Source organism: Parasphingorhabdus sp. (genome assembly GCF_041748495.1).
Lineage (GTDB): Bacteria > Pseudomonadota > Alphaproteobacteria > Sphingomonadales > Sphingomonadaceae > Parasphingorhabdus.
Genome location: NZ_JBGTDD010000046.1, coordinates 1 through 14,775, shown reverse-complemented (window position 1 = coordinate 14,775; position 14,775 = coordinate 1). Strand labels below are relative to the sequence as shown.

The 14,775-nt window shown below is 54.6% G+C and carries 15 protein-coding genes; 10 read left to right on the top strand and 5 right to left on the bottom strand.

The features are described from left to right. Positions 1-8: 8 nt before the first annotated feature. The 4 genes from ACEW8J_RS03640 (at position 9) to ACEW8J_RS03625 (ending at position 4,439) form a co-directional block, all read left to right on the top strand. Positions 9-1,409 (top strand): NAD(P)(+) transhydrogenase (Re/Si-specific) subunit beta, encoded by a 1,401-nt coding sequence (locus ACEW8J_RS03640; RefSeq protein ID WP_373490274.1) that lies wholly within the window; start codon positions 9-11, stop codon positions 1,407-1,409. 35 nt (positions 1,410-1,444) lie between these two features. Next, on the top strand, positions 1,445-2,140 hold the full coding sequence (locus ACEW8J_RS03635) for an aspartate/glutamate racemase family protein (RefSeq protein WP_373490273.1): 696 nt from the start codon (positions 1,445-1,447) through the stop codon (positions 2,138-2,140). A 95-nt stretch (positions 2,141-2,235) separates the two neighbouring features. Then, on the top strand, positions 2,236-3,429 hold the full coding sequence (locus ACEW8J_RS03630; RefSeq protein ID WP_373490272.1) for a parallel beta-helix domain-containing protein: 1,194 nt from the start codon (positions 2,236-2,238) through the stop codon (positions 3,427-3,429). Further along, positions 3,429-4,439, top strand: coding sequence for an SO2930 family diheme c-type cytochrome (locus ACEW8J_RS03625; RefSeq protein ID WP_373490271.1), 1,011 nt, complete (start codon positions 3,429-3,431; stop codon positions 4,437-4,439). The genes ACEW8J_RS03630 and ACEW8J_RS03625 overlap by 1 nt, the downstream gene beginning before the upstream one ends. Before the next feature lie 62 nt (positions 4,440-4,501). Here the strand turns inward: ACEW8J_RS03625 and ACEW8J_RS03620 are convergent, their stop codons facing one another. Next, positions 4,502-4,942 carry a DUF2147 domain-containing protein gene (locus ACEW8J_RS03620; protein WP_373490270.1) on the bottom strand — a complete coding sequence of 147 codons (441 nt, stop codon included), beginning with the start codon at positions 4,940-4,942 and terminating at the stop codon, positions 4,502-4,504. A 24-nt stretch (positions 4,943-4,966) separates the two neighbouring features. Continuing rightward, positions 4,967-6,220, bottom strand: a complete 1,254-nt coding sequence (locus ACEW8J_RS03615) for a multidrug effflux MFS transporter (RefSeq protein WP_373490269.1) — start codon at positions 6,218-6,220, stop codon at positions 4,967-4,969. Positions 6,221-6,311: 91 nt separating this feature from the next. On the opposite strand from ACEW8J_RS03615, the gene ACEW8J_RS03610 reads away from it, so the two are divergent. Both ACEW8J_RS03610 and dinB read left to right on the top strand, forming a co-directional pair. Continuing rightward, positions 6,312-7,898: a pentapeptide repeat-containing protein gene (locus ACEW8J_RS03610; RefSeq protein ID WP_373490268.1), complete on the top strand. Its 1,587-nt coding sequence runs from the start codon at positions 6,312-6,314 to the stop codon at positions 7,896-7,898. Between the two features lie 4 nt (positions 7,899-7,902). Next, positions 7,903-9,012, top strand: coding sequence for a DNA polymerase IV (gene dinB, locus ACEW8J_RS03605; protein WP_373490267.1), 1,110 nt, complete (start codon positions 7,903-7,905; stop codon positions 9,010-9,012). Between the two features lie 197 nt (positions 9,013-9,209). Here the strand turns inward: dinB and ACEW8J_RS03600 are convergent, their stop codons facing one another. Next, a complete protein-coding gene (locus ACEW8J_RS03600; RefSeq protein ID WP_373490266.1) occupies positions 9,210-9,668 on the bottom strand; it encodes a hypothetical protein in 459 nt (152 codons plus the stop codon). A 110-nt stretch (positions 9,669-9,778) separates the two neighbouring features. Here ACEW8J_RS03600 and ACEW8J_RS03595 point away from each other — a divergent pair, with 110 nt between their 5' ends. Further along, on the top strand, positions 9,779-10,039 hold the full coding sequence (locus tag ACEW8J_RS03595) for a helix-turn-helix domain-containing protein (RefSeq protein ID WP_373490265.1): 261 nt from the start codon (positions 9,779-9,781) through the stop codon (positions 10,037-10,039). Here ACEW8J_RS03595 and cas1 read toward each other — a convergent pair. After that, positions 10,036-11,115, bottom strand: coding sequence for a CRISPR-associated endonuclease Cas1 (cas1, locus tag ACEW8J_RS03590; RefSeq protein WP_373490264.1), 1,080 nt, complete (start codon positions 11,113-11,115; stop codon positions 10,036-10,038). The two genes, ACEW8J_RS03595 and cas1, sit on opposite strands and share 4 nt — an antisense overlap. A 31-nt stretch (positions 11,116-11,146) precedes the next feature. Further along, the gene (locus ACEW8J_RS03585; RefSeq protein WP_373490263.1) at positions 11,147-12,091 is read right to left on the bottom strand and encodes a hypothetical protein; all 945 of its coding nucleotides are present in this window, start codon (positions 12,089-12,091) and stop codon (positions 11,147-11,149) included. Positions 12,092-12,192: 101 nt separating this feature from the next. Here ACEW8J_RS03585 and ACEW8J_RS03580 point away from each other — a divergent pair, with 101 nt between their 5' ends. The 3 genes from ACEW8J_RS03580 to ACEW8J_RS03570 all read left to right on the top strand — a co-directional run. Further along, complete coding sequence (locus tag ACEW8J_RS03580) at positions 12,193-12,762, top strand: hypothetical protein (RefSeq protein WP_373490262.1); 570 nt, start codon at positions 12,193-12,195, stop codon at positions 12,760-12,762. A gap of 12 nt (positions 12,763-12,774) precedes the next feature. Then, positions 12,775-13,137: a hypothetical protein gene (locus ACEW8J_RS03575; RefSeq protein ID WP_373490261.1), complete on the top strand. Its 363-nt coding sequence runs from the start codon at positions 12,775-12,777 to the stop codon at positions 13,135-13,137. After that, the coding region (locus ACEW8J_RS03570; RefSeq protein ID WP_373490260.1) for a hypothetical protein at positions 13,134-14,775 on the top strand (1,642 nt) is incomplete at its 3' end. The genes ACEW8J_RS03575 and ACEW8J_RS03570, both read left to right, overlap by 4 nt.

The following is a 14,775-nucleotide window of genomic DNA, read 5'->3' as shown; positions in this document are numbered from 1 at the left end:
GCGAACCGGTGAACCCCTGGGTTGCCACTGCCTATCTGGTCGCGGGCATACTCTTCATTCTTGCACTGCGCGGACTGTCGTCGCCAGAATCGAGCCGCAAGGGCAACCGTTTCGGGATGGTCGGGATGCTGATTGCCGTGGTCACCACCTTGTGGACCCACAGCATTGCCAGCTTGCCGGAAATCCTCGGCGCCATCGCCATTGGTGGCACGATCGGGTTCGTTATCGCGCGCCGCATCGCGATGACCGATATGCCGCAGCTGGTCGCTGCCTTTCACTCTCTGGTTGGTATGGCCGCCGTTCTGGTCGGGGTTGCCGCTTATCTCAACCCCGGCGCCTTCGGCATATTGGATTCGACGGGTGAAATCCTGACCGTCAGCCGTGTCGAACTGGGTCTTGGCGTCGCGATTGGTGCGATTACCTTTTCCGGCTCGGTCATCGCTTTTCTCAAGCTTAACGGCAATATGTCCGGTGCGCCAATCACGCTGCCCGGGCGGCATGTCATCAATCTTGGCGTGCTGTTGGGGATCATCGGACTGACCGCCTATTTTGCGATCGCGCCGACGCTTGGCACTGGACCGATATTCTGGGCGATCGTAGCGCTGAGCTTTCTGATCGGCTTCCTGCTGATCATCCCTATCGGCGGCGCGGATATGCCTGTCGTGATTTCGATGCTCAACAGCTATTCCGGCTGGGCGGCAGCGGCGATGGGCTTTACCCTGGGCAATACCGCGATGATCATCACCGGTGCGCTGGTCGGTTCGTCCGGTGCGATCCTGTCCTATATCATGTGCAGGGCGATGAACCGCAGCTTCATCAGCGTGATCGCCGGCGGCTTTGGTGCGGAGAGCGGACCAAGCGACGGGGCCGCCAAGATCGACCGGCCGTGGAAGCGCGGGTCGGCCGAGGATGCCGCCTATATGATGAAACAGGCCGAAAGCGTGATCATCATCCCCGGCTATGGCATGGCGGTGGCGCAGGCCCAGCATGCCTTGCGCGAAATGGGCGACATGCTGAAGGAAGAAGGTGTCAGCGTCAAATATGCGATCCATCCGGTCGCCGGCCGGATGCCGGGCCATATGAACGTGCTGCTCGCCGAGGCCAATGTCCCCTATGACGAGGTGTTCGAGCTGGAGGATATCAACAGCGAATTCGCGCAAGCCGATGTCGCGTTCATCATCGGGGCCAATGATGTGGTCAATCCGGCTGCGAAAACCGACAAGGGGTCACCGATTTACGGCATGCCGGTGTTCGATGTCGAAAAAGCCAAGACGGTATTCTTCGTCAAACGGTCGATGGGCGGGGTTGGTTATGCCGGAGTGGATAACGAGGTCTTTTATATGGACCAGACCATGATGCTGCTTTCCGACGCGAAGAAAATGTGCGAGGAAATTGTCAAAGCGCTCTAGAAGCGCATTTGGAAATTTCGGGGATATGAATTTCAATGCGGAAAATTGGCCTGATTGGCGGGATGAGCTGGGTATCGACCGCCAGCTATTATACCCGGATCAACAGTATCGTGCAGAAGCGGCTGGGCGGCTTTGCCAGCCCGCATATGCTGATCGAGAGCGTCAATTTCAGCGACTATGCCCGGCTGCAATCGGACGATGACTGGGATGCTGCGGCCGGACTGATGACCCGGTCGGCCAAGCGGCTGGAACGTAGCGGCGCCACCGCCGTGCTGATCTGCTCCAATGCCATGCACAAGATCTATGACCAGGTGCAGCCGGAAATCGGCGTACCGATCCTGCATATCGCCGATTGTGTCGGCGACAAGATGGTCGCCGATGGCATTAGCTCCGCCACGTTGATCGGCACGCGCAATGTGATGACCGAGGGATTTTACCGCAAGCGGCTGGTCGGCAAGGGGATCACATTGTCTCCGCCCGACGAGGAACGGGTCCGCGAGATCGACCGGATCATTTACGACGAGCTGATGTTCAATCTCGCCAAGCGCGAGTCCGAACGGACGATGAAGACCTATATCACCAATATCGCCAAGCAGGATATCCAGGCGATCGTGCTCGGTTGCACAGAACTGGACCTGATCGTCGATACCAAGGCGAATATCCTGCCGATCTATGACAGCACCGAGATTCACGCCGATGCGGCGGTGGAATGGATCCTGGCGGACGGCTGACGGCGCTTTTTCCGCGATCTACTGACACCGGTGTCAATGCCCTTGGCAGCGACGATATTTTACGGCATTATCCGAGCTTCCTGGAGGAGAGAGATATGATCCGCAGTCTAATGGTTGCCACCGCGCTGTGCCTGAGCGCCCCGACTTTCGCAAAAACCATCAATATTGCCCCCGGCGCCGATGCGCAGGAAAGGATCCAGGAAGCGCTGATCCTCGCCGAGCCCGGTGATGTCGTGGAACTGGGTGCGGGCCGCTATGATCTGGTCGATGGCCTGTCGCTGGATGTCGATCGGGTGACCGTCAGGGGTGCCGGCATGGACCAGACGGTGCTGAATTTTGCCGGGCAACTGGGCGCGGGTGAAGGCCTGCTGGTGACGTCGGACCATGTCGTGCTGCGCGATTTCGCGATCGAGGACAGCAAGGGTGACGGCATCAAGTCGAAGGGCGCGGACAATATCGTCTATTACAAGGTGCGGGTCGAATGGACCCGCGGGCCGCATCCGGAAAATGGCGCCTATGCGATCTATCCGGTCGAAAGCAGCAATTTGCTGGTGGACAGCGTGGTCACGATCGGCTCATCCGACGCCGGAATCTATGTCGGCCAGTCGGAAAATATCATCGTCCGCAATTCGGTCGCACGGTTCAATGTCGCCGGGATCGAGATCGAGAACAGCATCGGTGCGGACGTCTATAATAATATCGCGGTCAACAATACCGGCGGCATATTGGTGTTCGACCTGCCCGATATTCCCAAGCAGGGCGGCCGCAATGTGCGGGTGTTCGACAATATCGTGGTCGACAATAATACGCCCAATTTTGCGCCTGCCGGCAATATCGTGGCGGAAGTCCCGACCGGCATGGGGATCATGGTGATGTCGCATTATGAGGTAGAGGTGTTCCAGAACCAGCTCGCCGAAAATGGCACCGGCAATATCCTGATCGTCTCCTATAGCAAGGAGCAGAATGACCCCAATTATAATCCGAAGCCGATCGGCGTGCGGGTGTTTGAAAATATCCATGGCCGCGCGGGATACAAGCCGGCCTTTCCTGGTGGCGATGCTCTCAAAACGGCCTTTGGTGGTGCCATTCCGCCGATCATCGAGGATGGCACGGGAGAGAATATCCTGATCGGGGATGATGTGGCGGTTCTGTCGATGGGCCTGACCACTCCCGGTCAGCCGCTGACCGACGCCAGGCCGTCGATCGTGGCCGGTGCCAGCGAGGCTTTTGAAGGGCGACAGCTGAAAGCGATCCGCTTGCCCGAGGCAATGGAGGCCGCGATCCAATAATGCGGCTGCTGGTTTCCGTCGGTGCGATCCTCGGACTGGTGTTTTCGGCCGGGGCGCGGGAACCCGTGGCGGTCGCCGACGCGGTGATCCTGTCCGATGACATGCCGGGCCTGCTGTCGGACTATCAGTTTTTCCGGGATGAGGCCGGCTGGCAGCCGAATGACCGGGTGATATCCTATCAGCTGAACATGCCGCTGTTCACGGACTATGCGGAAAAATACCGGTTCATCTATGTGCCGCCGGGCCAGCAGGCGAAAGCGAATGGCGACGGCATGCTGGATTTTCCGGTGGGATCGGCGCTGATCAAGAGTTTTGGCTATGAGATGGAGGGCAAGCCGCGGTTGCTGGAGACCAGGGTGTTGCTGCACCGGGCCGATGGCTGGCTGGCGCTTCCCTATGTGTGGAATGAAGAACAGACCGAGGCCCGGCTGAAGGTCGCCGGCGCGCGGATTCCGGTGCGCTTTACCGATCCATCGGGTCAGGAGCGGGTGACCAGCTATGCAGTGCCGAACAAGAACCAGTGCAAGGAATGCCATGCCTTGTCCGGTGCCGTGACTCCGATCGGTCCGAAGGCGCGCAATCTGACCGGGGGCGGGCAGCTGGCGGAATTTGCCCGGCTGGGGCTGATTGATGGCGCGCCGTCGGTCGACTATCGCGTGCCGGTCTGGGGGGACGCCAAGGCGTCGCTGAACGACCGCGCGCGCGGCTATCTGGATGTCAATTGCGCCCATTGTCACAATATCAATGGCTCGGCCAGCAACTCCGGCCTGTTCCTGACCTATGAAGAGCAGATGCCGGTGCGCCTGGGGATCAACAAGCGGCCGGTGGCGGCGGGGCGGGGCAGCGGCACCCATGATTTCGATATTGCGCCCGGCGATCCGGATGGCAGCATCATGATCTATCGGCTGAACAGCCTTGATCCCGGCATCAGCATGCCGGAAGTGGGCCGGTCGATCGTCCATGATGAGGGCGTGGCGCTGCTCCGCCAGTGGATTGCGGAAATGGAATAAGGAGAAACGGCTGCCCCTGTTCGCCGGTTTTGCCGAGAAAGGGATTGTCGCAGGCTGCGCTTTTATTTCGCCCGGGACCAGTTCTGACCCTGACAGATGAAGGCGATACAGCCTTTCATTTTCAGTCGGTTGGCTGATTGCAGGCTGACCTCCGAGCGATAGGTTTTGCCGGATTTCGGATCATAGACCTTGCCGCGCCAGATATCGCCGTCGGGGGTGAATCCCGTCAGAATTGCCATGCCGAGAATCGTCCGGCTGCGCAGGCTTTTGTCAGGATTGTTGATGTCCTTCTGACCGGCGCCATTGGGCGGAGTCACCAGATATTTGTGGATGCGGCCACAGACCGTCGCGCCACATCTGGAGATCTTGATGATGGCATCGCGATCCTGGGTCACCCAGTCGCCGAGAATCGAATCTGCGGCCAGCGCCGGTGACGCAAAGGCCATGGTTGCCGGGATCAGGCCGAGGGCCATTTTCATCGGGCTCGGGAGGGAGAATGTCATGCGCTTGTCCTTGTAGTGAGGGGTTCAGGCGTGGGGCAATAGTCCACCGGCGGTTGCAACAGGCTGAACACGGCGGAATAATTTTCCTTTCTCTGCCCAGAAAATCAGAGCCAGCGCGGCGATGCCGCAGACCAGAAAGCCGGTGGCGAGAGGCAGGATCGTGCCATCAAATTGCAGGCCGATCGCGGCTCCGATAAAGGCCGAAAGGCCGGTCCGGGCAAAATTCTGGAAAGAGGAGGCAACGCCGGCGGTCTTGCCGAACGGCTGCATCGCGATCGAACTGAAATTGGCGCCGGTGAACCCGACCATGGCCATGGACGGCACCAATACCGCGGTAAAGGTCCATATATCCAGAAAACCGACCTCGGCGAGGCCGAAGTGGACCATAGAAACAAGGATGAAGAATATCAGCGCGACCTGCGATACCCGCCGGGCTCCAAAGCGCATGACGATCCGTGAATTGGTGAAACTGGCGACCGACATCGCGCCTGCGTTCAGGGCGAAAATATAGACGAAGATATCGCCGGCACCGAATATGTCGAAGAATATCTGCTGGGCCGATGCGATATAGGCGAACAGCGGAGCCATCATCAGGCCGCTGGCGATGACATGGCCAAAGCTGTTGCGGTTGAAAATGACGGCATACCAGGCCGAGCCAACGGATCGCGCCTTGATCGGTGTCTTGTCGTCGGGGTGCAGGGTCTCGGGCAGCCGCATCACCACCCACAGGAAACAGGCCAGGCCGGCCAGGGAAAGCACCAGGAAGATCGCCTTCCACGGCGCGATATGGAGAACCAGCTGGCCGAGCAGAGGCGCGGTGACCGGAACGATCATGAACACCATCATGATCGTCGACATGGCGCGCGCCATTGCGTCACCATCATAGCGATCCCGAATGATGCTGTTGGCCAGGACACCCATGGCCGAGGCGGCGAGCCCCTGAATGAAGCGAGCGATCAGCAGCAATTCATAATCCCAGGCCAGGGCGCAAAGGATGCCGAAGACGGTATACAGGGCAATGGTCACCAGCAGCACCGGCCGACGCCCGTAGCGGTCGGCCAGCGAGCCGTAGAGGATCGACCCAATGGCCATGCCGTAAATATAGGAAGTGATGGTCCATTGCCGGTCGTTGACCGCTGGCAGGGCAAAATCATCGGAGATCAATCCGAGTGCCGGCAACATGATGTCGATCGCCAGCGCATTCAGCGACATCAGGCTGGCCATCATGATGATCAGTTCTTTGCGGCCTATCGGAAAGGGGAGAGCTTCGCGTTGCACCGGCGGGCTATGGCAAGATCGGGCTGTTGTGGCTATAGCAGAAATGATGAGCCCAGTGCGATTGACAGTCGCTGAGAATGGAAGAATCGGGATGAACATTCGAATATCAATCGGTCTGGCATTAATGGTGGCATCGCCTGGAACGGCAAGCGCGGCAAGTACCGAAACAGGATCGACAGAACCCGGCTGCCTGTCCGCTTATGGCGATATCTGGGGGGAGAGACGGTCGGCCATCGCCAAGGATGAGATTGACGGCGGTCAGATCGAGTCCCGAGCAGATTTTGTCAGATTGGCGAGCAGAGCAGAACCCGGAGTTACGATTATCAAAGGCGGAGATTTCTCCGGCTGGGATTTTTCCGATATGCCGCTCTCTGGCGTCTGCTTTGAAGAGAGCAAGCTGGCGGGAGCCATTTTCACCAATGCGAAGGGGTCTGGCGCGGGATTCATCAAGGCTGATCTGACCGATGCCAATATGGCCGGCGCGGACATGCCGGGAATCCTGTTTCGCAATGCCGGGCTGAAGAATGTGCAGTCCGGCGGGGCCAATTTTTCCAAAGGCCATTTTGATGGCGGCTGGTTTGAAGGCAATGTGGAGGGCTGGAATATCGACGGCAGCGACATGACCGGCTTTACCTTTGATTGCGGCATCACGGTTCCGGACGGTTGTCCGGTCTATCAGGGCGGTGCCCCGATCAGCGCCAAGGACGCGGATTTCTCGGGTGCCACGCTGCACGGTTTTGGCCTGTCCGAGGTCGAGTTGACCGGTGCAATACTGGATCAAACGATAATCGGGCCCAGGCAATTGCCCCATTTGGCCACTGCCGATTTTCGCGGTGACATCATCCTGCGCGGCGGGGGCGATGATGGGCGTCTGACGGCGGATGAAGCGCAGACACTATGGACCGAAAATGACCGGTGGCAGATGATGCAGCTTCACCCTTCTTTTGATTGCGCGAAAGCGGCAAGCACGGTCGAACAGCTGATCTGCGCCGACTATGGCCATGCACTGCGTTCGGCGGATCGGGATATCGCTTTTCTCTACCAGCAGGCGAAGGGCCGGGATCCGGAGGCAAAGGCCAGCCAAATGGCCTGGTTGAAGCAACGTGATCTTTGCGCCGAAGCGGAATATCCGTCTGAATGCCTTGGCGAAAGCTACAGCCAGCGCAAAAGCCAGTTGCTTGGTTTGCTGGGCGAGACGGACTGGCTGGCTCCCGGAGAATCGGCCCTGTTCATCGACGATGTCCTACCGCTCCCTGCCGCTTTTCGCCAATCGGCCCTGTTTGGCAGAATCGCCCCTGCTCTGGTGGGGGCGTCGATGACCACGATCTTGATCGAACGGCGGAACGACGGCCTCTATGCAATCAACGGTCGCGCTGTCGGTGCCAATGCCCATTTGTGCAGTATCGCCGCCTCGCATCTCTATTTCGACAAGCAGTCCGGCTGGTATATTCCGGTTTCGGAAGGTCCGGCGATTCCGATCTTCCGGATTTTTGACGGTCGGCTGGAAATATTCGCGAATGGTAAGCCGGACCATGAAAAATATCCCGAATCAGCCGATTTCATGAGTTGCGGCATGCGCGCCTATTTTCCGGAGACGATCCGCATCAATGCCGGAGACGAGATGATCATCACTGAACATGTAGTTCCTCGCGAAGCGGCCAAACAGGCGCTAGACTGATGCCATGTCCGATTCCGCACCCGATCTGCTGCAGCGCAAGATCATCCATATCGACATGGATGCCTTTTTCGCGAGCGTGGAGCAGCGGGACTTTCCCGAATTGCGCGGCAAGCCGGTCGCAGTGGGCGGATCATCCAAGCGTGGCGTAGTGGCTGCCGCCTCCTATGAAGCGCGGAAGTTTGGCGTGCGATCGGCGATGCCGTCGGTCACCGCCAAGCGCCGCTGTCCGGACCTGATCTTCGTCAAGCACCGGTTCGAGGTCTATCGCGAGGTGTCGCAGCAGATCCGGGCGATTTTCCGGACGCACAGCGATCTGGTAGAGCCGCTTTCTCTGGATGAAGCCTATATCGATGTGACGCAGGACAAGATGGGCATCGGCAACGCGACCCGGATCGCCGAGATGATCCGCGCCGAGATCAGGAAGCAGACCCGTCTCACCGCCAGCGCGGGAGTCAGCTACAACAAGTTTCTCGCCAAGATCGCCTCGGACCAGAACAAGCCCGACGGGATATGTGTGATCAAGCCGCACCAGGGCGCGGATTTCGTGGCAGGGTTGCCGGTGCGGCGGTTCTTTGGTGTCGGCCCGAAGACCGCGGAACGGATGGCGAAGCTGGATATCCACACCGGGGCCGATCTGCGGGCGCAATCGCAGGATTTCCTGCAGCAGCATTTCGGCAAGTCGGCGGGCTATCTGTTTCGCGCCTCGCGCGGTGTCGATCATCGCGAGGTGCGGTCCAACCGCATCCGCAAGTCGGTCGGCGGCGAGCGCACCTATGGTGATGATCTGGTCACCGACACGGACCTGCAGGATGCATTCGAGAATATCATCGACATTGTCTGGAACAGTATCGAGAAATGCGAGGCGCGCGGGCGGACGGTGACGCTGAAGGCGAAATATGCGGATTTCCGGCAGGTGACGCGGTCGCATTCGGTCGATCATTATGTCGCGGACAAGAAGGAGTTCGCGGACATCGGGAGGGACCTGCTGGCCAGCATCACGCCGGTGGAGAATGGGGTGCGGTTGCTCGGGTTGACGCTTGGCAATCTGGAAGGGGCGGCAGAGGCAGCGGATGAGGAGCCTGGGGAGGCAGACCAGCGGGCGTTCGAATTTTAGCTTGGGTTGATGTGCTCCGCGCTTGACGCGGAGTCCTGTGTTGCGAAGAAGGCGCTTGCCTCCCGGGGCTCCGCGTCGAGCGCGGAGCACAATACCGCGAAGAGGGCGCCTTCCTCTCGGTGCTCCGCACTGGATGCGGGGGGTATAGTGATATTGCCATTAACGCGATGATTTGACCACAGTTTGATAATTATATCTCAATCAACATTATCCCAGTCGATCATTCCCGCATCCGTTCCGTGAAGTTGGCTTTCAAAGGCAACGAGGCGTTCCCGATACGCCGCTTGATCGGTTTTTACCAGTTCGATGGTCATACCGTTCATTGGCACTTTCCATAAAAGCGAATTTCCGTCCGCTTCCATTGAAAGTGGTGAATCGCTGGCACCAAAACTATTGCTATGAGCCAACAGGCTGAGTTGACCGCCGTTTTGGACTCCCGTTATCGGCTTAATGGTCGTTTCTAATTTTCCAGCTTCGTAATCAAGCTGGGAAACTGCCATAGTGCCATTCAACTGCCCTTCGCCGCTATCCACTAATTCAAGCTGTATAAGAGCAGAATTATCGCCTCCGACATATGAGCCAGTATAACTTGATGATGCGCCATCGCAGCTTGCGACTAGAGCACATACAGCCAACATGAACATTTTGCGTTTCATAATTCTAGCTCCGTCCCGAAAGAGATTTACAGCAGATCATTAGCAAAAATTCGTTAAATGATGGTTATATCCAGTGGTTTTATTGCCCTCAAAAAGCGTTCTGTTTTTGGATGCAGGGACGGAAACTCGTTGGTCGAAATATTAGGCGCATTCGTGTCGATCAAAATATATCGCAGGAAAGATTGGCTTTCGATTCCGGTGTGGACCGTTCCTATTTAGGAGGTATCGAACGCGGCGAAGAAAATCCGACCGTGGATGTGTTGGATCGCATTGCAGACATATTGGAAGTTAAATTACTCGAATTATTCGAGTCTGTGGACGATATTGAGATTTCTAGCGGTTTGCCGCGAGGCCGTAAAAAGTCTGATTAGACCATTGCCGCAACCATTTTCGCCAATCCCGGCGACAATCGGCAAGTGCCGTTCTTAGTTAAGACGAAATCCGCTGGTGACAATTTTTGACTTTGCACAAAGTCCAATATCACAGCATCAACTTTTGGCCGTTCCGGCTCCAGCAAATCCAATATGTAGGACGGCTTGCCGCGTTCCTCATGATGCATGATACCCATCATAGGATGATAGCCGCTGCTAATTGCCTCAATCTGCAATTGCGAAAGCTTAATGGCATAAGCGTAATTCAGCATTGCATTGATCGGATCGCTGGCACGGCGGTTTTCCGATTTGCATTCGTGGACTGCGCTGCGGGCGCGGTAGCATTTCCAATGATCGGGAATTGGATATTTACTGTTATGTTTCCATTGCAATTCCAATTTCGTCCACGCTTTGAAATAGGCGGAAGCGCAATGCCCTTCCAGCGCTCGAACTTGCCGCAAGCTGGTCAGCTTTTCCGGTAATTCAGCAATTCCCCGCTCTGCCCAATCAATTGCTTTTCGATTGTAATCGGATTGCGGCAAATGCTTTTGTAATGTCAAAATACTGTTTTGCAATTTGCGGGAAATTAGCTCTTTTGTAAAGCAAAGCCGCTTTTCCGGATTATGGCGCAATTCCCTTTGCCAATCGACTTTGCATTGATCGGCGGCATAGCCATTGCCATTGCAGACAATTGCAATTTCGCCATTCCATTTAATTCTAATCAGCGAAACGCTTTGCTCGGCAAGCCAGCTTAAAACATCAAAAGACAATGAACCGCTGCCATCCAATAGCATTATTGTTTTGGGCAATTCTAAATCACCTTTGAAATAGCGATGTTCAATTGGCTTTTGCGGATAATGGGTAAATCCCCCCTTTATCAGCAATGTGCCTTTATCAATTCGCATTGAATTGCCGTGGCCAGACAATATCAATGGATTGGGATTGCGTTCCCGCAATTTGCGCGGCTTTTGCAATTTAGCGTACTGATCAATCCAGTATTCTGACTGAATTGCCCATTCATCACAATTGGAATTAGCGGTAATTTGTCGTTCTAATAGCATAGCTGAAAGTAGCATAATTCCGGCGTTTTCGCTATTGAAATGAGGGTTAATTTGCGCTGTTGGAATTAGAAATTTTGGCTAATTCCATTATTTCGTCATTGCTTTGAATTGTCCCCATTTCCCGAAAAGCAGACCATAAGACAATTGCAAACGCTTGGATTTTTTGGTCCTTTGCAATTGAATTGGCAAACCTGCCTATCGGACTTTTGCGAAAGGCCGAGAGCGACATTTGCAAATTTTCTGCAACGGCTAAAATAGCTAAAAATTCAATTCGGACCTCTGGCGTTAATTTCTCAATTGTAATTGACGGATTTGCCCGCAAATCGCGCAATGCGTTAGATATTGCGCTTAGCTGCAATTCAAAATCGACTTCAAAGTCGATTTTCGGGAAAATACCCGCGACAATTGGCTGAATTGGGAGCCCAATAAATTTGGAAATGGTGTCCATATTTATTTTAGGATCGTCGCTTGGAAGTGAGGCAAAGCTAGTAAAATTCCCCTTTGCCACTTCTCCGAGCAGACTAAATGACAGCGCCTGCATATCGGGAGACAATTTTGCTACCCCTTTTGCAAATGGCGAATGCTGAAAAATGCGAAATGGTATCTGGTCGTAAAGGGTTTTCTCATCCGTTAAGTATCGTGTTTCCATTAGCCGTACATAGGCTGGCATTCGCTTCAACTGAAAAATCGCGTTATCGATCTCGGGCTTCCAGTATCGTTCATCGACATTGCACCCCCTCATCCAAAGCTGCCACCCCACGAAACTCAATTTTTCTTTGACGGAAAGTAGGTGAATAATAGCGATGGCCTGATTAGCCGTGCCAATTGGATACCGCGTTTCACTGCCAGCTCCCCGCCCTCTTCCAACTTGGTTTACTTTTGGAAGCAAGCCCTTCAATCGCCATCGTTCCAATTGATCCTTGCTGACCGTTACGTTGGCAAGGCCGCATAAATGCTGGATTTTCGGCCAAGTTTCCCACCGCTCTTGCACGCAAATGTAGCTCTCGAATCATTAGAGGTCCGCGCAGAATAGCAGTTTTGTGGGAATCCGCTTGTCTAAACCGTGTGCTGATTAAACGCGCAGGTGATTCGATGGCTAAAAAACGCGATTATAAGAAGGAATATCAGCGCCGCATAGCTAATGCTGCGCGCCGTGGCCTATCTCGTTCGCAAGCGCGGGGCCATGCCAAAGCTGGTGAAAAATCTATTCGTGCAAGGCGTCCGACAAACGACGCACGATTAGAAAGTGCTTTGAAGGCCTATCGTCAATCCGGTCGTCAAATTGACGCCGCCCGCAGCGTCGGCGTCTCGGTTGAATTGTTGCGCCGATATTTGCGCGAAAATGTTTCCGTTAAGCGCCGTGGCCGCACGCTGGTTATTGACGATAACCGCACCCGCGAAATGACCATCATTTCAAAGGGCCAAGTTTCCAAAGCGATCCTTCCCAACTTTGATGCTGCATCGGTGAACGGCGAATATCTATCCGCCGTTCGAGCCTTCCTGCTTTCGAACGAACCATCGCCATTACGCAAATTTGAGGGCCGTTCGGTCGTCGATACCGCTGGCAAATCTCATCCGTTCGAAACCGATTCTAACACCCTTTACCAGCTCGCTGCCGCCGGGACCGAGCTGTTCCATAATGTTTACCGGCTTATCATTTGAAAAGGAGAATGTATGACCAACTCACTCGCAAAGGAACGGCGCAAACAAAGGCGTCTGGAAAAATTGGAAACTAATAATCCCATTTGCGGCACATGCGGTGAACGCGATTGGCGTTGCTTTGATCAGCATCATGTTGCCGACCATAAGCGCGATGATTTAACAGTGCCAATTTGCAGCAATTGCCATCGCAAAGTGAGCGACGATCAAAAGGACCACCCTGTTTTCAATCCGACCTCCGATCCCATGCTGGACCGCATTGGGCATTTTCTGCTTGGGCTTGCCGATTTACTCCGATTGATTGTCGAACGTCTCTATATTTTTGCCCAAATGCTAATCGAACGGGCTGCATTGCCGGAAATGGATGGTGCAGCATGACCGCCAATTCCATCCCGCCGATCAGCGACCATTTAGCCATATCACTTCGAGCCTTTGCGGAAACGACAATCAAAAAGCAGCTAAAGAAGACGAACAGAAAGCGCCTGCCTTTTGCCAGCGAATGGACGCTGGTTTTTGATACCGAAACCACAATTGATGCAGGTCAATCATTGCGAATTGGCACATATCAGGTGCGAAAAGGTGGCGAGCTATTCGGCGCTGGCGTGTTTTTTGACCCCGAGGGTGTTACCGATGCGGAGCTGCTGACGCTTAAAAGCTATACCGATGCAAATGGATTGTCGCTTTTAACACGCGACGAATTTGCCGACCAAATTTTTTACGGCATCGGTTATCAGCTTCGCGCCACCATCATCGGATTTAATCTGCCATTTGATATTTCGCGGATTGCAATTCGCCACGGCTCCGCACGGTCAAACAAATATCAGGATATGCGCGGTGGCTTTACGTTCAGGATTTCCAACCAGAAAATCTATCCCAATTGTCAAGTCAAACACCTGTCACGCAATTGCTCCTTTATTCGTTTCGCTTCCCCAATGGGGCAGCGCGATGCGAGAAGCGAACGCGGGCGTGGTCACTATAATCGTCCACGACGGGGCCATTTTGTCGATGTAAAGACTTTAGCAAATGCCTTGTTTGCACGGGGCTTCAGTCTATCTGACCTCTCCAAGTTTTTGCAGGTCAAGAATCCCAAACTCGACTTTGACGATTTTGCAGGTCCAATTAGCGACACGATGATTGAATATGCAGTGCGCGATGTGCAAACTACATGGGAATGTTACCTTGAACTGACCGAAAGGTTAGCCGCTTTGGGATTGCCGAAGTTCTTGCCGGAAAAAGCCTACAGCGAAGCCAGTATTGGTAAAGCCTATCTGAAAGAAATGGGCATTATACCTTGGCAGCAATGCCAACCAGAATTTCAGCGCCAATTTCTCGCTAACATTATGAGCACCTATTTCGGTGGACGTTCTGAGGTCCGAATAAGGCGTAAACTGCGCCAAGTGATGATGTGTGATTTTCTTTCAATGTATCCCACTGTTTGCACCCTTATGGAGCTTTGGCGTTTCGTCATTGCCGACGGGATGACAACGCAGGATGCAACCAGCGAAGCAAAGGCCATTCTCGCCAACACTGATTTGGATTGGCTGCAAAAGCGTCAATCGTGGCGGCACTTGACCATGCTAGTCAGGGTAAAGGTGCAAGGTGATATTTTCCCGGTTCGCGCCGCGTATTCCGAAGGCGAGCAATCGACCATCGGCCTCAATTATCTGACATCGGGCGATACACCGCTTTGGTTTACCTTTGCCGATTGCATTGCATCAAAGCTACTAACCGGCAAATCGCCCGAAATTCTGGAAGCTGTCACATTTAAGCCAGGTAACACGCAGACCGAATTGCAGCCGATCAATATTAGCGGTAATTCCGATTACCATATTGATCCGGCAAAAGATGATTTGTTCAAAAGGCTAATCGAGCTTCGCCATTCGGTAAAAATAAGAATGGACTCGCCATCTGGCGATGAGCGTGTTCGATTGGATACCGAGCAGAATGCACTCAAAATCTTGGCCAATGCGACAAGCTACGGCATATATGTCGAGGTCAATGTCGCACGTCGTGCCA